The sequence below is a fragment of the Herbaspirillum sp. alder98 genome, from assembly GCF_020179755.1.
Lineage (GTDB): Bacteria > Pseudomonadota > Gammaproteobacteria > Burkholderiales > Burkholderiaceae_D > Herbaspirillum.
Genome location: NZ_JAIUCY010000002.1, coordinates 436439 through 458106, shown reverse-complemented (window position 1 = coordinate 458106; position 21668 = coordinate 436439). Strand labels below are relative to the sequence as shown.

The 21668-nt window shown below is 64.2% G+C and carries 17 protein-coding genes; 4 read left to right on the top strand and 13 right to left on the bottom strand.

The window, feature by feature from the left end; all coding sequences use genetic code 11:
• Window position 1 precedes the first annotated feature (1 nt).
• Window positions 2-319, bottom strand: a complete 318-nt coding sequence (locus tag LBW87_RS06795) for a hypothetical protein (protein WP_225200683.1) — start codon at window positions 317-319, stop codon at window positions 2-4.
• Between LBW87_RS06795 and LBW87_RS06790 the strand changes: the two genes are divergently transcribed.
• On the top strand, window positions 296-1672 hold the full coding sequence (locus tag LBW87_RS06790; protein WP_225200682.1) for an MFS transporter: 1377 nt from the start codon (window positions 296-298) through the stop codon (window positions 1670-1672). The two genes, LBW87_RS06795 and LBW87_RS06790, sit on opposite strands and share 24 nt — an antisense overlap.
• A 115-nt stretch (window positions 1673-1787) precedes the next feature.
• Here LBW87_RS06790 and LBW87_RS06785 read toward each other — a convergent pair whose 3' ends face one another.
• From LBW87_RS06785 to LBW87_RS06755, 7 genes are all read right to left on the bottom strand, one after another.
• On the bottom strand, window positions 1788-2858 hold the full coding sequence (locus tag LBW87_RS06785; protein WP_225200681.1) for a two-component system response regulator: 1071 nt from the start codon (window positions 2856-2858) through the stop codon (window positions 1788-1790).
• Entirely contained in the window at window positions 2855-5800 is a 2946-nt protein-coding gene (locus tag LBW87_RS06780) for an MHYT domain-containing protein (protein WP_225200680.1), read from the bottom strand. The genes LBW87_RS06785 and LBW87_RS06780 overlap by 4 nt, the downstream gene beginning before the upstream one ends.
• 276 nt (window positions 5801-6076) lie before the next feature.
• Window positions 6077-7138, bottom strand: coding sequence for a porin (locus LBW87_RS06775; RefSeq protein ID WP_225200679.1), 1062 nt, complete (start codon window positions 7136-7138; stop codon window positions 6077-6079).
• A gap of 34 nt (window positions 7139-7172) precedes the next feature.
• Window positions 7173-8252: an ABC transporter ATP-binding protein gene (locus LBW87_RS06770; protein WP_225200678.1), complete on the bottom strand. Its 1080-nt coding sequence runs from the start codon at window positions 8250-8252 to the stop codon at window positions 7173-7175.
• 13 nt (window positions 8253-8265) lie between these two features.
• Window positions 8266-10077 carry an ABC transporter permease gene (locus LBW87_RS06765; protein ID WP_225200677.1) on the bottom strand — a complete coding sequence of 604 codons (1812 nt, stop codon included), beginning with the start codon at window positions 10075-10077 and terminating at the stop codon, window positions 8266-8268.
• Between the two features lie 179 nt (window positions 10078-10256).
• Complete coding sequence (locus tag LBW87_RS06760) at window positions 10257-11363, bottom strand: ABC transporter substrate-binding protein (protein ID WP_225200676.1); 1107 nt, start codon at window positions 11361-11363, stop codon at window positions 10257-10259.
• Between the two features lie 43 nt (window positions 11364-11406).
• A complete protein-coding gene (locus LBW87_RS06755) occupies window positions 11407-12372 on the bottom strand; it encodes a Bug family tripartite tricarboxylate transporter substrate binding protein (RefSeq protein WP_225200675.1) in 966 nt (321 codons plus the stop codon).
• Between the two features lie 315 nt (window positions 12373-12687).
• On the opposite strand from LBW87_RS06755, the gene LBW87_RS06750 reads away from it, so the two are divergent.
• Together LBW87_RS06750 and LBW87_RS06745 are read left to right on the top strand one after the other, a co-directional pair.
• Window positions 12688-13362, top strand: a complete 675-nt coding sequence (locus tag LBW87_RS06750) for a response regulator (protein WP_225200674.1) — start codon at window positions 12688-12690, stop codon at window positions 13360-13362.
• The gene (locus LBW87_RS06745) at window positions 13362-14828 is read left to right on the top strand and encodes a sensor histidine kinase (RefSeq protein ID WP_225200673.1); all 1467 of its coding nucleotides are present in this window, start codon (window positions 13362-13364) and stop codon (window positions 14826-14828) included. The genes LBW87_RS06750 and LBW87_RS06745 overlap by 1 nt, the downstream gene beginning before the upstream one ends.
• Before the next feature lie 23 nt (window positions 14829-14851).
• Here the strand turns inward: LBW87_RS06745 and LBW87_RS06740 are convergent, their stop codons facing one another.
• Window positions 14852-15445: an antibiotic biosynthesis monooxygenase gene (locus tag LBW87_RS06740; protein WP_225200672.1), complete on the bottom strand. Its 594-nt coding sequence runs from the start codon at window positions 15443-15445 to the stop codon at window positions 14852-14854.
• 231 nt (window positions 15446-15676) lie between these two features.
• Here LBW87_RS06740 and LBW87_RS06735 point away from each other — a divergent pair, with 231 nt between their 5' ends.
• Window positions 15677-17182, top strand: a complete 1506-nt coding sequence (locus LBW87_RS06735) for a DASS family sodium-coupled anion symporter (RefSeq protein WP_225200671.1) — start codon at window positions 15677-15679, stop codon at window positions 17180-17182.
• 3 nt (window positions 17183-17185) lie between these two features.
• Here the strand turns inward: LBW87_RS06735 and LBW87_RS06730 are convergent, their stop codons facing one another.
• The 4 genes from LBW87_RS06730 to LBW87_RS06715 all read right to left on the bottom strand — a co-directional run bounded on the left by LBW87_RS06730 (window position 17186) and on the right by LBW87_RS06715 (window position 21647).
• Window positions 17186-17530, bottom strand: coding sequence for a hypothetical protein (locus LBW87_RS06730; protein WP_225200670.1), 345 nt, complete (start codon window positions 17528-17530; stop codon window positions 17186-17188).
• A gap of 77 nt (window positions 17531-17607) precedes the next feature.
• A complete protein-coding gene (gene adhP / locus LBW87_RS06725; protein WP_225200669.1) occupies window positions 17608-18633 on the bottom strand; it encodes an alcohol dehydrogenase AdhP in 1026 nt (341 codons plus the stop codon).
• 173 nt (window positions 18634-18806) lie between these two features.
• Window positions 18807-20705, bottom strand: coding sequence for a family 2A encapsulin nanocompartment cargo protein cysteine desulfurase (locus tag LBW87_RS06720; RefSeq protein WP_225200668.1), 1899 nt, complete (start codon window positions 20703-20705; stop codon window positions 18807-18809).
• 9 nt (window positions 20706-20714) lie between these two features.
• Entirely contained in the window at window positions 20715-21647 is a 933-nt protein-coding gene (locus LBW87_RS06715) for a family 2A encapsulin nanocompartment shell protein (RefSeq protein ID WP_225200667.1), read from the bottom strand.
• Between the last annotated feature and the right edge of the window lie 21 nt (window positions 21648-21668).

Genomic DNA, 21668 nt, shown 5'->3' with positions numbered 1-21668 from the left:
TTCATGTCTCCCCAGGGAACGTTTCAACAGTGCGGGCCGATGATGCGTGCATTTGAGGCCATGCGTCCAATGCCGATTCGATATCAACTGATTCACGAAACAGGCAGCTGGCAGGCGAGGTTGCAATCGATTCAATCCGTGCATCAGCTAATGCCCAGAAAGGATTGGACGGCGCGCCGCACGGCAGGCCATGATCGCTGGCAGCGGTGGGCCAGACCCGCCGGATAACACGATCCGGGCACCATGGCGAGACCATGAGCAAGCCCGGCGAACCAAGTAAATTGGAGACAAGCAATTGACATCGCCAGATATCGTTCATGCGGCGGCCGTGCCGACGCAGCAAAAACGCACCAGCTACCGCTGGGTGGTCATGGGCCTCATCTTCTGCGTATGGGCCGTCGCCTGCGCCGATCGCGCCAACTTCGGCATCGCCTTGCCCTACATGAAGAAAGAGTACGGCATCAGCAACACCGAGGCCGGGCTCATCGTGAGCCTGTTCTCGTTCGCCTACGGCATCGTGCAGATCCCGGTGGGACTGATGTACAAGCGGCTCAGCGAACGGACCACCGGCATCCTGTTTTCGGTATTCATGCTGCTGACTTCGCTGTTTACCGGCTTGATGGCGACGACCTCATCGGTGTTCCTGCTGCAGGCGTATCGGGTCGGGCTGGGCTTGTCCGAAGGGCCGCTGGGCATCGGCTGCACCAATATCATCAACCGCTGGTTTCCGGCCGAGGAAAAGGGCACCGCCACGGGGCTGTGGATCGCCGCCTCCAAGCTGGGGCCGTTGATCGTGCCGACGGTCTGCATCGTGGTCATCGAGCTCTGGGGCTGGCGCGAGATTTTCTATGTGTTCGCCATTCCGGGCGTGTTCCTGGCCATCCTGTGGTTCTTCATGGTCACCAACTCGCCCAGCCAGAGCCGCTTCTGCAACGAGGCCGAACGGCGCTACATCATGGAAGAACCGGCGGTCGCCAGCCTGGCCGGCAGCAAGCCGTCGCAGGGTGCGCAGGTGACGGCCATGCCCTGGCTGGACGCCATCAACCGCACCCGCCGCGTGCCCCGGCTGGAGACGCTGCGCCAGGTATTCACCTCGTGGAACATCCTGGGCGTGGCCATCGGCTATGGCTGCATGATCGGCATCACCAATGTGTTCATGTCGTGGATCCCGACCTACCTGGTGACGGTCAAGGGCTTTGCCTCGGTCAAGATGGGTTTCCTGGCCTCGGCGCCGTTCATCGGCGCGGTGGCCGGCAACATGCTGGGCGGCGTGATCTCGGACCGGCTGCTGGGCGGTCGTCGCAAGCCGATGATGATGCTGGGGGCAGCCGGCAGCGTGGTGATGCTGCTGCTGTTGATCGACGCCCCCGACAGCGCTGCCTTGCTGGCCGGTTTGCTGGTGGTGGCGGGGCTGATGGTGGGCATCGGTTTCGCCGGCTACTCGGCCTACCCGATGGGGCTGGCCACCAAGTCGACCTATCCGGCCGCGTTCGGCATCGTCAATTCGGTCGGGCAGATCGGTGGCGCCTGCGCGCCGCTGGCGGTCGGCCTGTTGCTGGACAACTACGACTGGAGCGCCGTCTTCATGTACATGGTGGGTACCGCCGCGTTGTGCCTGATATTGCTGTTGAGCGTGGTCGAGCCGATTGCGGTGACCCGCAACAAGGAATGAGCAGCATGGATTGATCAGCATCCACTGAAGGATGCCTGTCGGGCAGCGGCACCGCCTGCAGGCTTTGAAGGCTCGCGCAAGCGGGCCTTTTTTTCGGATGGCCGGGCTGCGGCCATCACGCTGCCGATATCGCCTCGGCCGGGGCCCGCAGGGGCGCGTCTGCCGGCTTGGCGATCGCAGAAGGCGGCTGCGGCTCGTCGGCCCAGCGCGCCTTGATCGCCAGTATCTCCGGCAGGCAGGAGATGAACAGCGGCACCAGCTCGGGATCGAAGTGTTTCCCGGCGTCGCGTTGCAGCAGCTGCACCGCTTCGTCGACCGTCCAGGCTTTCTTGTAGGGGCGCACGCTGGTGAGGGCGTCGAACACGTCGGCGATGGCGACGATGCGCGCGGCCAGGTCGATCTGGGTGCCGGCCAGTCCCAGCGGGTAGCCGCTGCCGTCCCATTTCTCGTGGTGCTGCATGGCGATCACGCCGGCCAGTTGCAGCAGGCCGCTGTCATGGTGGCCGATGATCTGGGCCCCGATCTCGGTATGGCGGCGCATGACGTCCCATTCGTCGGCATCGAGCTTGCCGGGCTTTTGCAGCACCGCGTCGGGAATCCCGATCTTGCCGACGTCGTGCATCGGCGCGGCATTGAGCAGTTCGTCGGCATCGGCTTCGCTATAGCCCGCCGCCAGCGCCAGCACGCGCGTGTAGTGGCTCATGCGCACCACGTGCATGCCGGTTTCGTTATCCTTGTATTCGGCCGCCATGCCCAGGCATTGCACGATCTGCAGCCGGGTCTGGCGCAAGCTGTCGGATTGCACCAGCGACAGGTGGTTGCGCACGCGGGCCTTGACGATGACCGGGCTGAACGGCTTGGTGATGTAGTCGACCGCGCCGATCTCGAAACCGCGCTGTTCGTCGGCGGTGTCGCTCAGCGCCGTGATGAAGATCACCGGCAGCATGGCCGTGGCCGGGTTGGCCTTGAGTTGCTGGCACACGTCGAAACCGGACATGCCCGGCATCATCACGTCCAGCAACGCCAGGTCGATTTTCTCCTTGGCGGCCAGTTCGAGCGCCTTGGCGCCGTCCCGCGCGAACAACAGGCGATAGTTGTCCTGCAGGGTGTGCTTGAGCACTTGCAGGTTGGTCGGTTCGTCGTCGACCAGCAGCAGCGTGGGACGGTTTTCACGGTACGATTTCATGCTTCTTCCTTGCCTTCTTCCAGATCGGCCACGAGTTGCGCCAGCAGCCCCCGGGCGCGCTCGAACTCAAACATGTCGATACTGCCTTGCAGCGCCTGGCCGAGTTCGGCGCGGCCGCAGCTATCGAGCCACCCCAGCAACTTGACGAAGCTGGCTTCGTCAAGCTCGCTGCGCGCAAAATGCGCATCGAGCACCTTGATCAGTTGATCGGCCTGGTCGCGTTGCTGCGGGCTCGTCTCAACCGTCGCCGGCGCCTCTACCGGATCGTGCTCGACCAGTGCCAGTGCCGCCTGTACCAGCGTCAGTTCGAACCGCAACTGCGCCAGCCCCATCAGGAAGTCAGCATCACGCCGCTTGGCGGCCGACTCCAGCCGGGCGCTCAGCGACGCCACCCGGGTCAGGGCCAGGTTGCCGGCGGCGCCGCGAATGCCGTGCAGGCTGCGCGCCGCCAGGCTCCAGTCCAGCTGCGCCAGTTCGGCGCCGGAAGGCGGCAGCGGATGACGCTGCTGCAGATCGGCCAGGAAGCCGTGGATGGCGCCCGCCATGCGGCGCTTGCTGCCCCACAGCGATACCCCGGCCTGCCAGTCGATCTGGGCATCCTGGGTGGGCGGTGCGGCCTCGATGGCGGCAGCGGGTTTCTCGATGCCCAGCACGCGGCGGATTTCGGCCCGCAGGCGCGGCAGGTCGAGCGGCTTGCTGGCAAATCCGTCCATGCCGGCCGCGCGTGCGGCGCGCCGGTCAGACTCCATGACACTCGCGGTCAGGGCGATGATGGGGATGGCGCGGCGACCGGCGGCGGCCTCCAGGCTGCGGATGCGGCGGGCGGCGGTGAGGCCGTCGACGCGGGGCATATGGACATCCATCAGCACCAGGTCGTAATGGCTGCCATCGGACAGTTTGGTCACCACTTCCTCGCCGTCATGGGCGCAGACCACCTGGTGGCCGGCGTCCTTGAGCAGGTGCGACAGCAGTTCGAGGTTCTGCGGAACATCATCGGCGATCAGCACCCGCATCGGCGGCAGGCTGCTGCCCGAGATCGAGGCATTCGGCTGCAATGGCTTGCTGCCGGCTTCCAGCGGGATCGACACCATGAACAGGCTGCCGCGGCCGGGCGTACTTTCGACCCGGATATCGCCGCCCATCAACTCCACCAGCTGGCGTGCAATGGTGGTGCCCAGGCCGGTGCCGCCGAAGCGACGGCTGATACTGGCGTCGGCCTGCGAGAACGGGTCGAAGATGCGCTGCAACTGTTCGTCGTTCATGCCGATGCCGGTGTCGGCCACGTCCAGCCGGACCGCGCCGCTATCGACGAAGATCGACAGGCTGACCTGGCCGCTGTGGGTGAACTTGATGGCATTGCCCAGCAGATTGGTCAGTACCTGCTGGATGCGCAGCGGGTCGCCCTTGAAGTACTGCACCGTGCCTTCGCGGTAGTCCAGAAAAAGCTCCAGGTTCTTGTTCTCGGCGCTCAACCGCAGCGATGAGATGACTTGCTGGGCCAGTTCGCGCAGCGAAAAATCGATCTGTTCCAGCGCCACTGCGCCTTTTTCGAGCTTGGTCGAGTCCAGCACGTCATTGAGCAGCCCCAGCAGCGAGCGCGCCGACTGGTGCACGATCGACAGGTGGCTGCGCTGCTGCGGCGCCAGTTCGTTCTTGAGCAGCAATTCGGTGAAGCCGATGATGGCATTCATCGGGGTGCGGATCTCGTGGCTCATGTTGGCCAGGAAGGACGTCTTGGCCTCGGCTGCCTGTTCGGCCTTGTGCGCCGTCTCGCGCAACGAGGCTTCCAGCGCCCGCCGCTCGCTGATGTCGGTGACGAAACCGACGAACAGCTGCGAACCCGGCAGGTCGACCCGGCCCACCGCCAGACGCACTGGAATCAGCCGGCCGCTGCGATGCAAGCCGTTGACTTCACGCCCCTGGCCGATCACCTTGGGCAAGCCGGTGTCGAGAAAATTGCGCAGGTAATCGTCGTGCGAGGACTTGTCGGGTTCGGGCATCAGCATCTTGATGTTGTTGCCCACCACTTCCTGCGCGCTCCAGCCGAACAGTCGTTCGGCCGAACGGTTCATCTCTTGCACGATGCCGCGACCGTTGATGGTGATGATGCCGTCGACCGCCGTCTCGACGATGGCGCGGATGCGCGATTCGCTCTCGCGCACCTGGCGGAAGGTCTGGCGGTAGCGCACCAGGCCATTGGTGGCAGTCACCAGCACCGTAATGGTGATGGTGAACATTGACAAGGCCAGCGAGGCAAAGGTGCTGTCGATGAAGAAAGAACCCTGGCGGACGGTGGCCTCGCCGATGAAACGGGCCGCCGCCATGCCGGTGTAATGCATGCCCGAGATGGCCAGGCCCATGATGGTCCCGGCCAGCACCAGGCGGGTCATCTTGTGCATGCGGATGCGGCGCAGCTTGAAGCGCACGCCTAGCGAAATCGTCGCCAGCACGATGGCCACCACGATCGACAGGGCGAACAGCGCCGGGTCGTAGCGCAGCACGGCGGCGGTGCGCATGGCGGCCATGCCCCCGTAATGCATGGCGCCCACGCCGGCGCCGACCAGCACGCCGCCAGCCAGCAACTGGAGATTGCTGACCTTCATCTTCGACAGCATGTTCAGGGCGATCCACGAGGCGGCCACCGCCGGCAGGAACGACAGGGCAGTCATGCCCAGGCTGTAGTCGACCGAGGTGCACAATTCGAACGAGAGCATGCCGATGAAATGCATGGTCCAGATGCCGCCGCCCAGGGCCAGGGCGCCGGTCGCGATGGCGACATGGCGATGCCAGCGCAAGCTGGTCTGGCGCGCCACCGAAGCAGTCTGCAACGCCATGGTGGCCGAGAAGATGGCCACCAGCAGCGACAGCGCGACCAGGCCGCCGTTGTAGACGCCTTGCAACTGATTGCCGACGATGGTGCTATCGATGAAAAAACCTGACATTGGTGTTCCTTGGACTAAGACATTGTCATTCACGCCCCAGTGAATGACAGCGCCGCAATTTTCCCCGAATTAGGAGTGGCGTGGGGCGACATGTTTTTCACCTGATGCGATTTTGCCTGCACTTTTCAAGCGCGACCGTCGAATAGGGAATCGACTGATGTCAGAGTGGCAAGTTTTTTGAGGGCATGGCCGAGGCTGGATCCGTTCGCGTTGCGCGAACATCGGCAGGAGCGCCACGCCTGCCGGCGCGGCAAGCGTGGGTGAAACTGGATGGCGTCAGAACCGGTGCTGCATCCCCAGCGTTACGCCGACCTGGCTGTCGCCGAAGCCGACGTCGTCGCGCGACACGCCCACCAACTGGTTGTTCTTGGCCTTGGCATAGGCGCCGCTGGCGTACAGGTCGGTGCGCTTGGACAACGCATACTTCAAGCGCAGCGAATACATGATCGGATCAGCATCGACTGCCAGGTTTTTCTGGTTCTGGTAGTAGACGGCGCCGATCAGGCTCAATGCCGGCGTGAACTTGTAGGTGGCGCCGCCCCAGTAGAAATCACTGCGCAGAGGCGTCGCTCCCGATGCCAGGGTACGCTTGTAGTAACGATAGCCCAGGCTGAACTTGAGCGACTCCATCACCTGGTATCCGGCAGCCAGGTGCACCGAGGTGCTCTTGTCGAAGGCGCCGCCGGACACTGCAGCAGTGCCGTTGACGCGATCATAGGTGGTCGCCACCGAGAACGGTCCATTGTCATAGCCCAACCCGATACCGTACTTCGAGGTGTCCCGGGTGCTGCCTGCGACTTCACCGAAACCGTACATGGCGCCGACTTTCACGCCGCTGAAGGTGCCCTGGTACTTGACCAGGTTCGACACGCCGGTGGGCATGCCGTCCTTGCGGGCACCGGTGGCGCCGGCCGAAGTCACCCACGAATACTGGCCGGAATAGCCCATGGGGTCGAACGGCAGGATGAAGTCATAGGTGGTGCTGAACGAGCGTCCCGCCACCACGCGCCCGAAGCCGCCCTCCAGGCCGACCGTAGACTGGCGGTTGAACAACTGGTTGGCGTCGCCATCGAGGCCGCCGGTATCGAGCTTGAAGCCGTTTTCCAGCTGGAAGATCGCTTTCAGGCCGCCGCCCAGGTCTTCGCTACCGCGAAAGCCGATGCGCGAGGTATTCATTGCGCCCGAACTGAGGCGGGTGACGCTGCCGCCGGTGGCGCTGGCGTGATTGACGTATTCGATGCCGGTGTCGATCAGGCCGTAGACGGTTACCGTGCTCTGGGCGGCTGCGACCCCGCTGGTGGCTGCCAATAGGGCGACGGCCATGTGTTTCTTTTGCATTGCTGGTCTCCTGGGTGAAAATTGTTTTTATGGTTCAGAACGCCCACAAGGCCTGTTCAGGCAAAGTGAGCCAGTATTCGCCCGGCGCCAGTTTCTGTGGCGCATAGGCGCGCAAGCCCACGGTGGTGCTGTCGGCGTTGTCGGGCTTGAACAGGCATTCCCAGCGGTCGCCCAGGTACATGCAGGTCGACAGCGGCAGGCGAATGGCGTTATCAGTTTGCTGATCGCTGATGCGAACCTGCTCGAGGCGAATGATGCCGATGGCTTCGTGGCCGGTATTGGTGCCGCGCGCGGTGGCTTGCACGGTGCCGCCTTCAACCTGCAAGGTCACGCGCTGGCCGTCGCGTTGCAGTACCTTGGCGGGCAGGCGATTGTTGCTGCCCATGAATTCGGCCGTGAACAACGTGTCCGGCGTCTGGTACATGCTCTGCGGCGTGCCTTGCTGTTCGATCTTGCCGTTGTTGAGCAGCAGGATACGGTCCGAGATCGCCATCGCCTCGCCCTGGTCGTGGGTCACCATCAATGCCGACAGGCCCAGTCGCACGATCAGCTCACGCAGGAAGGCGCGCGCTTCCTCGCGCAGCTTGGCATCGAGGTTCGACAGCGGCTCGTCCAGCAGGATGACCTGCGGGTTGTAGACCAGCGCGCGGGCAATCGCCACGCGCTGCTGCTGGCCACCCGACAACTGGTGCGGAAAGCGCTCGCCCAGGTGTCCCAGGCCGAGTTGCGTCAATACCTCGTTGACGCGGCTGGCGATCTCGCTGCCGGGCAGCTTGCGCAGCTTGAGGCCGTAGGCGACGTTGTCGAACACGGTCTTGTGCGGCCACAGCGCGTAGGACTGGAACACCAATCCCAAATTGCGTTCCTCGGCTGGCACTTCCAGCTTGCGCTGGCCATCGAAGACGCGCCGATCGGCGATATCGATGGTGCCGGCCTTGGGCGACTCGAGACCGGCGACCGCGCGCAGCAGGGTAGTCTTGCCGCTGCCCGAGGGGCCCAGCAGGGCTACCACTTCGCCTCGCTGCAGTTGCATCGAGACACCCTTGAGAATCGGATTGGCGGACGCGCCGCTGCCGTAGTCGAGATGAAGATCGTTGACGCTCAGTTCTGACATGATGATTCCTTGATTAATCGTGGAGCTTGATGCCGAAGCGCAGGGCGATGCCCAGGCCGATGGCCACCAGGGTGATATTGATGAACGACAGCGCTGCAACCAGTTCGACGGCGCCGGCGGCCCACATCGAGACGATCATCGAGCCGATCACTTCGGTGCCGGGAGACAGCAGGTACACGCCGGTCGAGTATTCGCGCTCGAAAATCAGGAACACCATCAGCCAGGCGCCCAGCAAGCCATACTTCACCAGTGGCAACGTGACGTCGCGCGTGACCTGGCCGCGGCGGGCGCCGACCGCACGGGCGGCTTCTTCCAGTTCCGGGCCCACCTGCAGCAGGGCGGTGGTGATCAGGCGCAGGCCGTAAGCCAGCCACACCACCGAATACGCCAACCAGACCGAGAAGATGGTCGAGCGCAGCGAACGCAACTGCGGGATGAAACTGTCGACCAGCCAGCGCGCCACGTCGTTGTCGAAGCCCTTCAGGAAACCCTCCAGCAGGGATGGCACGAACAGGAACACCCACAGGAACGACAGGCCCGCCAGCAAGCCCGGCACCGCCCGCGGCACTAGCACGCTGTAGTCGAGGAAGCGGGTGATGCCGTCGTTCTTGCGGTGCATCGCCAGTGCGATGGCGCTGTAGCACACCACCGCCAACGCGCCGCCGATGACGCCGATCATGACCGTATTGATGATGCCGCGCACCAGCGAGGGCTGATTCCAGACGTCACGGAAGTTCTGCAGCGTCATCACCTCCAGCAGGCTGACGCCATCGCCCCAGTGCGACACGAAGGTGCGCAGCGCGATGCCCGACAGTGGAATGACCAGGGTAAACAACAGCCAGGCAGCAATCAGCGAAAAGGCGATCCAGCGCCACTTGCCCAGCGGCAGCGCTTTCTGGCGCGCGCCCTTGCCCTTGATCGAGACGTACTTGTTGGCCGACTTCAGCAACCAGCGCTGCAGCATCACCAGTGGCATGGTGATGCCCACCAGGCACACCGCCACGGCAGCCATCAGGTGATACGAGGGCGTGCCCAGCTTGTTGGTCAGCTTGTAGAGATAGGTGGCAGGCACCAGGTGACCTTCGGGGTCGCCCAGCACCAGCACCAGACCGAACACTTCGAAGCCGAGGAAGAACACCAGCACGCCGGAATAGGCCAGCGCTGGCATGATCATCGGCAGCGACACGTTCAGCGCCACCTGCAGGGGCGAGGCACCGGCCACCCGCGCGGCTTCTTCGACGTCCGAACCCAGGCTCTTGAGGGCGGCCGAGGCGTACAGGTACACGTGCGGCACGTGGGTCAGGCCGGCGATGATGACGATCACCGGGAAGGCATAGATATTCCAGGGATCGCCCTCGAAGCCGAACACCGACAACAGGTTGCGCACCCAGACGGTATAGAACCCGACCGGCCCCATCGAGACGACGTAGCCGAAGCCGATCACCATGGGCGAGACGAAGATCGGCACCAGCAGCATGGGCGCGATCCAGCCGCGCCCGGGCAGGTCGGTGCGCACCATCAGGAAGGCCAGCATGCCGCCCAGGGGGACCGCAATCACCACCAGTCCGGCGGCGAGGTAGAAACCGTTGACGAAGGCATGCCGGAAATCGCTATCGTCGAAGATGAAACGATACGAATCCAGCGTCAGCGTCTTGACCGGCGCAAAGAACGGCGCCGACAGGAAGCTCTGGTAGAAAATCAGCAGCAAGGGGACGAAGATGACCAGCGTCGCCAGCAGGACGACCACGCCGCGTGGCCAGTTCAGGCGCGCCAGCAGGCCTCTGGAACGGACCTCGCTGCGCGCAGGGGATGAAAGTGTTTGCATGATCTACCATTCAAAAATACGACGGTGTGCGCTGGCCGCGCCGGCACCGATCGCGTCGATTCCGGACAAGCCTGCGGCCAGGGAGGTCGCGCGGGCGACTTCCCGACGGGAAGAAAAAACAGGTTGAAAGTTCGATCCGGCCGGTCAGCCGGATCGTCTACGACAACAGCCTTGGTGCATTACTTCTTGCCGGCGGCTTCTTTCCATTGCTTCAAGAAAGCCAGTCGCTTGGTCTGGTCCAGATACTCCAGCAACCCGGTGTCGACCGGCATCGGCTTCAATGCCGCGCCCAGTTGCTTGTTCAGATCAGCCGAGGTGGTGGCGCCGGTGACATCGGCACGGATGGCGAACAGTTGCGCATCGTTGGCGATGATGGTCTGGCCGCGCTTGGACAGGATGTAGTCCAGCCACAGCTTGCCCGCATTGACGTTCTTGGCCGACTTGTTGACGAAGATCACGCGCGACAGTACCAGGTTGTAATCCTTGGTGAAGGCGATGCCGATCGACGGGTCCTTCTTGGCGCGGGTCAGTGCGTACGGCCCCAGGATGTTGTAGCCGATCAGGTTTTCACCCGACGAGATGCGTTCGAGCATGGTGCCGGTGGAGGATTGCACCCGCACCGCCACGCCGCCCAGGGCGCGGGCAAAGTCCCAGAATTGCGGATTGAGCTTCAAATCATGGGTGATCAGGCTGAAACCGACGCCGGACTTCTCGATGTCGTAGGTGGTGACCTTGTTCTTGTACTTGTCGGCCTTGGTGGTCAGCAGCTTGGTGAATTCTGCGTGGGTGGTGGGCACTTCGGCTTCCGGCACCAGGCGCTTGTTGTAGACGATGGCGGTCGGCTCGAAGGTGGTGCCGTAGGCGCTATCCTTCCAGTTGGCCCAGCCCGGCACGGCTGCGGCTTCGGGCGACTTGTAGGCCAGCGCGTAGCCTTCCGAGGCCAGCTTCATCTGCAAGTCCATCGACGACGACCACATCACGTCGGCCGTGGCGCCACCGGCGGCGGCTTCGGAGATGAAGCGGTTGTAGACCTCGGTCGAATTCATGTCGTTGTACTCGACCTTGACGGCCGGGTAGAGCGCGCTGAAATCCTTGATCAGCGCTTCGGCGGCCTTGGAGTCGGTGGTGCTGTAGACCACCACCTTGCCTTCCTTCTTGGCCGCTTCGACCACTTTCGCGTAATCGGCGGGATAGCCGGCCGGCGCCTGCGCCGATGCGCCTAAGGACCAGGCTGCCAGGGGCAGGCTCATGGCCAGGGCAAGTGTGATGCGGCGTTTTGCGAACATGTGAAGTCTCCTGAGTTATTGATTATTGAAACGAAGGGTGCGGTCATCTGACCAGACCCAGGTCCTGCGACTGCTTGCGATACTGCTCGACCACGTTGTGGATGTAGTCGGTCAAGGCGGCGCCGGTCATGGCGAACGGGTATAAGCCGCTGGCTGCGCGCTGGCGCTTGAATTCGTCACTGGCCATGGTCTGGTCGAACAGCGTCACCCAGCGCTGGTAGTCGGCCTCGCTCACGTGCGCGCTCATGTAGAAGCCACGGATGATCGGCCACACCACGTCAAAACCTTGCTCGCGCGCCGTCGGCACCCCGGCCAGCGCACCCGGCAGGCGCTGGTCGGCCAGCACCGCCAGCACGCGGAACTGGCCGTTGCTGGCATATTGGGTGGCTTCGGAGGCATCGCCCGAGATCATCTGCACATGGCCGGCCTGCAAGGCCGTAAACGACTCGCCGCCGCCTTCCAGCGCGACGAAGCGCAGGTCGCGGGGATCGACATTGGCGCGCCTTGCAATCATCGCCACCTTGAGCCAGTCCTGGCTGCCGACGGTGCCGCTGACGCCGATGGTGATCTTGCCGGGGTCGCGCCGCATGGCCTGGGTCAGTTCACTCAGGTTGCGATAGGGCGCATCGCTGCGCACGGCGATCATGCCGTAGTCGACCCCGATACCGGCCAGCCAGCGCACATCCGACACCGCCGCCTTGCCATATTTGCCCTGCGCCAGGTTGAGCAGGGAGCCGCCGGAAAACGTCACCAGCGTATCGGGGCCGCCACGTCGCTGCGACACCACCGAGCTCCAGGCCACCGCGCCGATACCGCCGGGGAGATAGCTGATCTTCACGTTCGCCGCGGGGGTATCTGCGACGGTCGGCAAGCTCTTGCGCATCACCTTGCAGGCGCCATCCATGCCGCCGCCCGGCTTGGCGGGGACGATGCATTCCATCGCCTGCGCAGAAAAAGCGCAAAACGCCAGCACGCAAGCCAGCAGCGAACGCCGCACGGACGGAACCATGGCGGTGTTCAGGTGCGATGTAAAACGTTGGGCGATAGGGAACGGTAACGGCGAAGCGAAATCATGTTGTGTCTCCAGTAATTGTTTTTTATTGATTTGATGTTGTGAGCGGATGCTACCCGCCCAATCTTTCATTAGGCTTTCAGTGCGCTGAAAGTGTTGTCGCGCGGGCACCTGGGCAGCTATTGCAACGCTGCCGGTTCTGTTAGCATCCGCAGCTATTGCTGCCCGCGCCTGGCTGTTGCGGTCCAATTGCGTCATCGATTGACTCCCGGTTGTCTCGCAGGCATTGCTTTCATTTTTTTCATGGTGACCATGCGTATTCTATTGGTGGAAGACCACGTCGAGCTGTCCCGCTGGCTGTCCAAGGCCCTGCAGGACGCCCATCTGAGCGTCGAGTGCGCCAACAATGGCGCCGATGCCGACAGCCTGCTGCTCACGCAGGAGTATGCGCTCGTGATTCTCGACCTGACCTTGCCCAAGATGGATGGGCTCGATGTGCTCAAGCGCCTGCGTGGTCGCGGCAGCCGCACGCCGGTGCTGATCCTGACCGCGCGTGGAGGTCTCAACGATCGCGTGCAGGGCCTCAACCTGGGCGCCGACGACTACCTCGCCAAGCCGTTCGAGCTGGTCGAGCTCGAAGCGCGGGTCAAGGCCCTGCTGCGGCGCGCGCAGGGCAACGAAGCCGTCACCATCACTTGCGGCGCGCTCCATTTCGATACCGTCTCGCGCATGTTCACCTATGGCGGCGCGATGCTGGCGCTGACGCCGCGCGAACATGCCGTGCTCGAAGCATTGATCACCCGCGCCGGGCGCACCGTGCCGAAGGAAAAACTGTTCCAGGAGGTCTTTTCCCTGGACGACAACGCCAACGTCGATGCCATCGAGATCTACATCCATCGGGTGCGCAAGAAGCTCGAGGCGGTCGAGCAGGGGCGGGTGTCGATCACCACCTTGCGCGGCCTCGGTTATCTGCTGCAGGCAGTCTGATGCTGCGTCAATTCGCCATCGTCCGGCTCGGCAGCTTGCGCGGCCAGCTGATGCGCTGGCTGCTCATCCCGCTGGTGATTCTGGTGGCGCTGGATGCGGTCTCGGTGTACCACAACGCACTTGAGGTGGCTGACATCGCCTACGATCGTTCACTACTGGCGTCGACCCGGGCCCTGGCCGAGCGGGTCTCGGTGGTCAATGGCCAGGTGGTGGCCGATGTGCCCTATGTAGCGCTGGACAGCTTCGAGACCGATACGCTGGGGCGTATCTACTACAAGGTCACTGCGCCCAACGGTGATTTCATCTCGGGCTATGACGACTTGCCGCCGTTGCCGGCCAACGTCAAGCGCTCCGAAGCCTATCCGGCGCTGGTGCGCTTCTACCAGGCCGAATATCACGGCCAGCCGGTGCGCATCGCCGCGCTCTACCAGCCGTTATATGACGACAGCATGCGCGGCATTGCGCTGATCCAGGTCGGCGAGACCATGGACGCGCGGCGCGGCATGACGCGCAAGATCCTGTTCGATACCGTCTGGCGCCAGGGCGTGCTGGTGGTGGTGGCGGCGCTGCTGGTGTGGTTTGCGGTGCGGTTTGCGCTGCGGCCCCTGATGCAACTGCGCAGCGACGTCGAGTCGCGCGCGCCGACCGACCTGTCCGATTTCGATCCCGACCGCGTGCACAAGGAAATGCGGCCCCTGGTGCTGGCCATGAACGGCTACATGGAGCGCTTGCAGACCCTGATTACCGGCCAGCGTCGCTTCATCGCCGATGCGTCGCACCAGTTGCGCACGCCCCTGACGGTATTGAAGACGCAGGCCGAGCTGGCGCTGCGCGAATTCGACCGCAGCCCGAGCGATCCGCGTTCGCTGCGCGAGCTGGTCCACAGCATCGCCGGCACCACCGATTCGACCGTGCACCTGGCCAATCGTCTGTTGACGCTGGCGCGGGCAGAACATGGCGCCGCCGAAGGCGGCATGAGGCCGGTGGCGTTGGCCGACGCGGCGCGCCAGGTGGCCCTGGAGCTGGCGCAGAACGCGGTGGCCAAGCGGATCGACCTGTCATTCGAGGCCAACGAGGACGTGCTGATCGACGGCAGCCCGTTGCTGCTGCATGAACTGGTGGTCAATCTGCTCGATAACGCGATTCGCTACACGCCGGCCGGTGGCAGGATCGCCCTGCGCGTATTCGGCCAGTTGATCGGCGACGATCTGCATGCGGTGGTGGAAGTGGCCGACAGCGGCCCCGGCATTCCCGACCAGGACCGCGAACGCGTGTTTGCACCGTTCTATCGCGCACCTTCGGCGCAGTTGGCCAACCCCCACGGGGCCGGGCTGGGCATGTCCATCGTGCGCGACATCGCCTCTGCCCATCGCGGCGAGATCAGGTTATCCGATGGCCTCGATGAGCAGGGCCAGCCACAGGGGCTGGTGGTGATGGTGCGGTTTCCGGTGGCGGCGCGCAAGTAGCTACAGATCCGCTGCCTATGCGGTCACGGCGTGCCGTGATCGAACAACCAGCGCTGCACCAGGCGGGTGTAGCGCGGCATCACCAGATACACCATCAACGCCACCACCAGGCCCGAGCCCAGCAGCGTGTCGAGCAGGCGCTCACGCGGCAAGCCGATATCGTGCAGCAGCGGCAGGGCCAGTTGCGACGACAGCAGCGACAGCGGGAAAATGGCCGACCAGGTCACCAGGAACTGCTTCCAGCGCACCGGCAGCTTGGCCTTGGCGCCTTGCGGCACGAACCAGAAGTCGAGGCCGCTGCGGATGAAGAATTCGTCGTCGGCCGCCAGGAAAGGCCTGGCCCGTTCGATATGCGCCGCCCGCTCAGGCGAATCCATCCAGTGCTGCAGCCGGGCGTGGCTGCTGAACCGCAAGATTACCGTATAGGCGTCGGTCAGGCCGGCGATGGGGCGCACCACCTGCCAGTCCAGCACGCCTTCGGCGACCCGGCTGGCCGCGGCGATATCGTTGAGCCAGGCCTGGTACGGCCCGTCCATGCCGGGCCGGATGCGATGGGTGATGACGGCGGTGGCGCCGTCATCGGCGGCGAGCGGGGTGGGGCGGGTGGGGTCGGTCATGGGCTCTGATAGGTAATTTTTGCGTATTGTGGCGGCAAGCGGGCGGCAGGGCAATGATGCAGTGCGCAGGTGGCGCTATCACTGTCCGTCGTGCCGGCGACTTTCAAGCGCCGACGGACGGATAAATCATCGGCGCCTGTCACAGATCAAGCTTGCCCCAGTCTTTGCCCCGGGGCCGATCCCGGCTGGCTACACTGACAGCATCCCACTGTCATGCCCACGGAAGAAGCGATGTTAGCCAAACTCAAAGCGATGTTCCTGTACTTCAACGATGCCGTGCCGTTCCGGCTGGTGCCGGCGCTCATCACCACGGCAGTATTGTTGCTGCTGCTGGCCAGTCCCACGCCCAGCGGGCTCCAGCCTCATGCCTGGAGCCTGGTGGCGATCTTCCTGACCACCATCGTGGCCATCATCCTCAAGGTCATGCCGATCGGCGTGATGGCCATGATGGCCATTGTCATCGTATCGCTGTCGCAGGTGACTTCCGACTCGTCCAAGGGCGCCATCACCGACGCGCTCAGCAGCTTTTCGAATCCGCTGATCTGGCTCATCGTGGTGGCCATCCTGATTTCGCGCGGGCTCAAGAAGACCGGGCTGGGCCAGCGCGTGGGGCTGATGTTCATCGCCTTGCTGGGCCGGCGCACCATCGGCATCGGCTACGGCCTGACCATCTGCGAGTTGGTGCTGGCGCCGTTTACGCCCAGCAATACGGCGCGCGGCGGCGGCATCGTCCATCCCATCATGAAGTCGATCGCCAATGCCTTCGAGTCGGATCCGGCCAAAGGCACGCAAGGCCGGGTCGGCACTTACCTGGCGCTGGTGAACTACCATGCCAATCCGATCACCTCGGCCATGTTCCTCACCGCCACCGCGCCCAATCCGCTGGTGGTCAACTACGTGGCCAAGGCCACCGGCCACGCGCTGCAACTGAGCTGGACCACCTGGGCCCTGTGCATGCTGCTGCCCGGGCTGGTGTGCCTGGCGCTGATGCCGCTGGCAATCTACCTGCTGGCGCCGCCCGAACTCAAGACCACCCCCAACGCCATCGACTTCGCGCGTGGCGAGCTGGCGCGCATGGGGCCGCTGGGCAGCAGCGAGAAGGTCATGCTGGGCACCTTCGCCTTGCTGCTGCTGTTATGGGCCAATGTGCCGGCCATGCTGCTGGGCCCGGCCTTTACGCTCGACCCGACGGTGGTGGCCTTCGTCGGCCTGTTCGTGCTGATCATCACCGGCACCATCGACTGGGACGACGTGCTCTCCGAAAAGAGCGCCTGGGATACGCTGGTCTGGTTCGGCGCATTGGTGATGCTGGCCGAGCAGTTGAACAAGACCGGCGTGATCGCCTGGTTCTCGGGCGGCATGAAGGCTGCGATCGTGGCCAGCGGCATGGACTGGATGGCGGCCGGCACCGTGTTGCTGCTGGTGTTCGTGCTGTCGCATTACTTCTTCGCCAGCACCACCGCCCATGTCAGCGCCATGTTGCTGGCGTTCCTGACGGTGGGCGCGCAGTTGATCCCGGGCGCGTACCTGATGCCGTTCATGCTGATGATGACGGCCGGCTCGGCCATCATGATGACGCTGACCCACTACGCCACCGGCACGTCGCCCATCATCTTCGGCAGCGGCTACGTGAGCATGGGGCAATGGTGGCGCGTGGGCTTCATCATGTGCGTCGCCGAGCTGCTGGTGTTTGTCGTCATCGGCGGCGCATGGTGGAAGCTGCTGGGTTACTGGTAAGGGTCAGCGGGCCGGCGGCCAGTCACCCAACTGGTCGCCGATGCGTGGTTTGAGGTGTTCCCACACCCGGTGCACGATGCGGGCGGTGTCGGCCTGGCCGAAGGCTTCGGCCAGTTCCTGCTGCACCTGGAAATGCAGGTACAGCAGCCCCCGTAGCGATTCGAAGGCGTGCGCGCTGTCATTGCCGCAATCGCGGGCATCGTTGTCGAGCACGCGCCCGAGCACGCCCGGCTCCAGTATGCGCACCTGGCAGATCGTGGCCAGGCGCACGATCTCCAGATCCAGTTGTTCCAGGCTCTCGCTCCATTCCTGATGGGTGTGGCGTTCTCCGCCAGGTTTATCTTTCATGCTGTGTTCTCCAAAGTAAAACCCCGCCGACACCCAGGTATCGACGGGGAAGTGATCGTTGCGTCAGGGTATCGATCTCAGTTCAGGTCGAGCACGATACGGCCATCGATCTTGCCTTCTTCCATGCGGGCGAAGATGGCATTGATGTTCTCGATCTTGTCCCAGCTGAAGTGCGCCGCCACACGGCCTTCGGCGGCGAACATCAGCGACTCTTCGAGGTCTTGCCGGGTGCCCACGATGGAGCCGCGCACCGTGATGCGCTTGAGCACCGTTTCGAAGACCGGCAGGCTGATGTCGCCCGGAGGCAGCCCGACCAGCGCCATGGTGCCGCGCGGGCGCAGGAAACCGAACGCCTGTTGCATCGCCTTGGGCGAGACTGCCGTCACCAGCGCGCCATGGGCGCCACCGATGATGCGCTGCACCTCGGCCACCGCCTTCTGGTCGCGGGCATCGATCACCAGGTCAGCGCCCAGTTGGCGCGCCAGTGCCAGCTTGTCTTCGTGGATGTCGGCCGCCACCACATGCATGCCCATCGCCTTGGCGTATTGCACCGCCATGTGGCCCAGGCCGCCGATGCCCGAGATGACGACCCATTCGCCGGGGCGGACCTCGGTTTCCTTGAGGCCCTTGTAGACCGTGACGCCGGCGCACAGGATCGGCGCGGCCGGGCCGAACTCCAGCGTATCGGGCAGGCGTCCAACGAAGGCCGGATCGGCCAGGCCATACTGGGCGAAGGTGCCGTTGATCGAATAGCCGGTATTTTTCTGGTCGCCGCACAGGGTTTCCCAACCGGTGCGGCAAGGCGTGCAGCAACCACAGGCGGTGTGCAGCCAGGGCACGCCGACGCGGTCGCCTTCCTTCACGTGGGTCACGCCGGCGCCCAGGGCCGCGACGAAGCCGACGCCCTCATGGCCGGGAATGAACGGCGGCGCTGGCTTGACCGGCCAGTCGCCGTGGGCCGCATGCAGATCGGTGTGGCATACGCCGGTGGCTTCGTACTTGACCAGGATCTGGCCCGGACCCGGGGTCGGTACCGGCACTTCTTCGATGCTCAATGGCTGGCCGAACTGGCGCACCACGGCGGCCTTCATTATTTGCGTCATATGCACTCCTTTGCGCGAGATGGGAGGGTGAAATCCTTGCCTGCCCACTATGCGCTGGTGCCTGGCGCCGGTAAATGCCTGCAATGCACGAAACTTGATCTGGGTTAGCACGGACGAAAAAAAGCGGTCCGGGCATACGCCGGGACCGCTTCAGGCTTACCTCAACAGCACCATCAGCGTCGTTGTCCTGCCAGGCGACGAATCACCGTGGTCAGGCTGTCGATCTCATCGAAAGTGTTATAGAACGCCAGCGACGGGCGCACCGTGGTCTCGACGCCGAAGCGGCGCAGGATCGGTTGCGCGCAGTGATGGCCGGTACGCACGGCGATGCCTTCCTGGTTCAGCGCGCGGCCGACTTCCTCAGTGCTGTAGCCGTCCAGCACGAACGACATCACGCTGGCCTTGTTGACGGCGGTGCCGATCAGGCGCACGCCGGCAATCGCGCCCAGTTCGCGCATGCCATAGTCGACCAGCGCATGCTCGTAGGCGGCGATGTTGTCGATGCCGATACGATTGACGTAGTCGATGGCCGCCCCCAGTCCGACCGCATCGGCAATATTGCCGGTGCCGGCTTCGAAGGTGTTGGGCAAGGGCTGGTACACGGTCTTCTCGAAGGTGACGTCGGCAATCATGTTGCCGCCGCCTTGCCAGGGCGGCATGTCTTCGAGCAGCGCGCGCCGGCCCCACAGGGCGCCAATGCCGGTCGGGCCGAATACCTTGTGGCCCGAGAACACGAAGAAGTCGGCGCCCAGCGCCTGCACGTCGGTACGCATGTGCGACACCGATTGCGCGCCGTCGACCAGCACCGGCACGCCTGCGGCATGGGCCAGGTCGACGATCTGGCGGATCGGGGTGACCGTGCCCAGCGCGTTCGATACCTGGGTTACCGCCACGATCCTGGTCCGCTCGTTGAGCAACTTCACGTATTCATCCAGCAGTATCTGGCCGCTGTCATCCACCGGAATCACCCGCAGGCGCGCGCCTTTTTCTGCCGCCAGTTGCTGCCACGGCACGATGTTGGCATGGTGTTCCAGGTGCGAGACGATGATTTCGTCGCCTGCGCCCACGTGCTTGCCGCCCCAGCTCTTGGCCACCAGGTTGATGGCCTCGGTGGTGCCGCGCACGAAGATGACTTCATTCACGTCCGTCGCGTTGATGAAGCTGCGCACCCGTTCGCGCGCGCCTTCATAGGCATCGGTGGCGCGCGCTGCCAGTTCGTGGGCCGCGCGATGGATGTTGGAGTTCTCGCGCCGATAGAATTCCGACAGCCGGTCGATCACCGCCTGCGGCTTGTGGGTGGTGGCGGCATTGTCGAGCCACACCAGCTGCCGGCCATTGACGCGTTCCTGCAGGATCGGGAAATCACGTCGCACGGCATGCACGTCAAAGCCAGCCGGCTGCTGGCCGCCACCGGGCGCCGACACCGGATGCGGAGCGGCCTTGGCCGGGGTCACATAGCCGTTCGGATGCTGCACGGAATGCACGAAGTAGTACTGCGGCGATGAAGCCGCCGAAGTCGACGCCGCCGATGGTGCCGGCACCGCCACTGGCACCGCTGCCGGCGCCGACACGGCGGGGGCCGACGCTGGCGCTTGCGGATGACCGTGACTGCCATTGAGGAAGTAATAACCGCCATCGGCGACGCCGTTGCCGGCGGGGCCGGGCAAGGCATCACTGCCGAGCGCTTGCGGCACGCCCAGCACAGCGCCGCCCAGACGCGGCTCATAGGCTGGCAGCGCCGACAGCGCCTTGTCCGGCACGCCGTTGCCGGCCTGGGCCGCCGGCGCCAGTGCCGGCGCGCGGTTGCCCAATGTCAGCACCTGGTGCGGCGACGACGGGATCAGGTTCACGCCCGGCGCCAATCCTTGCGGGATGGCGGTGCCGGGCACGCCCTGGCCGAGTCCGACCGGACTGGCCAGGGGCGACGCCGGGGGCGCCACATTGGCCGGCGGCTGGAAGCCGTGCGGCAGCGAAGGCGGCGCGGCGAACAGCTCCGTGGCCAGCCGCGCCAGCAGTGCCGGATCAAACGGCGGTACCACTTCTTGCGGGGGAGGGAGAGGGGATGTGCTCACGGTTGCCTATTATTTATAGGTGTCGGGATAGTCGTGGTACTTGTTGATCTCGACATCGTCCAGCACCGCCAGCGCATCCGTGGTCAGCACCGCCAGCGAGCAATAGAGCGAGATCAGGTACGACGAGATCGCATGGTTGTTGATGCCCATGAAGCGCACCGACAGCCCCGGGCTCTGTTCGCCCGGCAGGCCCGGCTGGAACAGCCCGACCACGCCCTGGCGCTTGTCGCCCACGCGCAGCAGCAGGATCTTGCTCTTGCCGTCGGCCACCGGCACCTTGTCGGACGGGATCAGCGGAATGCCGCGCCAGGTGATGAATTGCGAACCGAACAGGCTGACCGTGGGCGGCGGCGTGCCACGACGGGTGGCTTCGCGACCGAAGGCGGCAATCGCCAGCGGGTGGGTCAGGAAGAAGGCCGGTTCCTTCCACACCTTGGTCAGCAGCTCGTCCAGGTCGTCCGGGGTCGGTGCGCCCGTCAGCGGGAAGATCCGCTGTTCGTCGGTCACCTGCGCCAGCAGGCCGTAGTCCGGGTTATTGATCAGTTCGCTTTCCTGGTTTTCCTTGATGGTCTCGATGGTCAGGCGCAACTGCTCCTTGATCTGGTCGTGCGGGCTGCTGTACAGGTCCGAGATCCGGGTATGCACGTCCAGCACGGTCGAGACCGCATTGAGGAAGAATTCGCGCGGCTGCTCTTCATAGTCCACGAAAGTGCGCGGCAGCTGGTTTTCTTCTTCGCGAGCGGTGCAGGTGACCTTGATCGACTCCGGGTTCTTGACCTTGTTCAAGCGATAGATACCCGCTTCCACCGGCACCCATTGCAGCAGGTGCGTCAGCCAGCGCGGGCTGATGGTTTCGAGTTGGGGAGCGGTCTTGGTCGCATTGGCTAATTGCCGTGCTGCATTATCGCCAAGTGCGACGGTACCACCGACTGTTGCCGACATCGTGACTCCATGTAGTAGAAG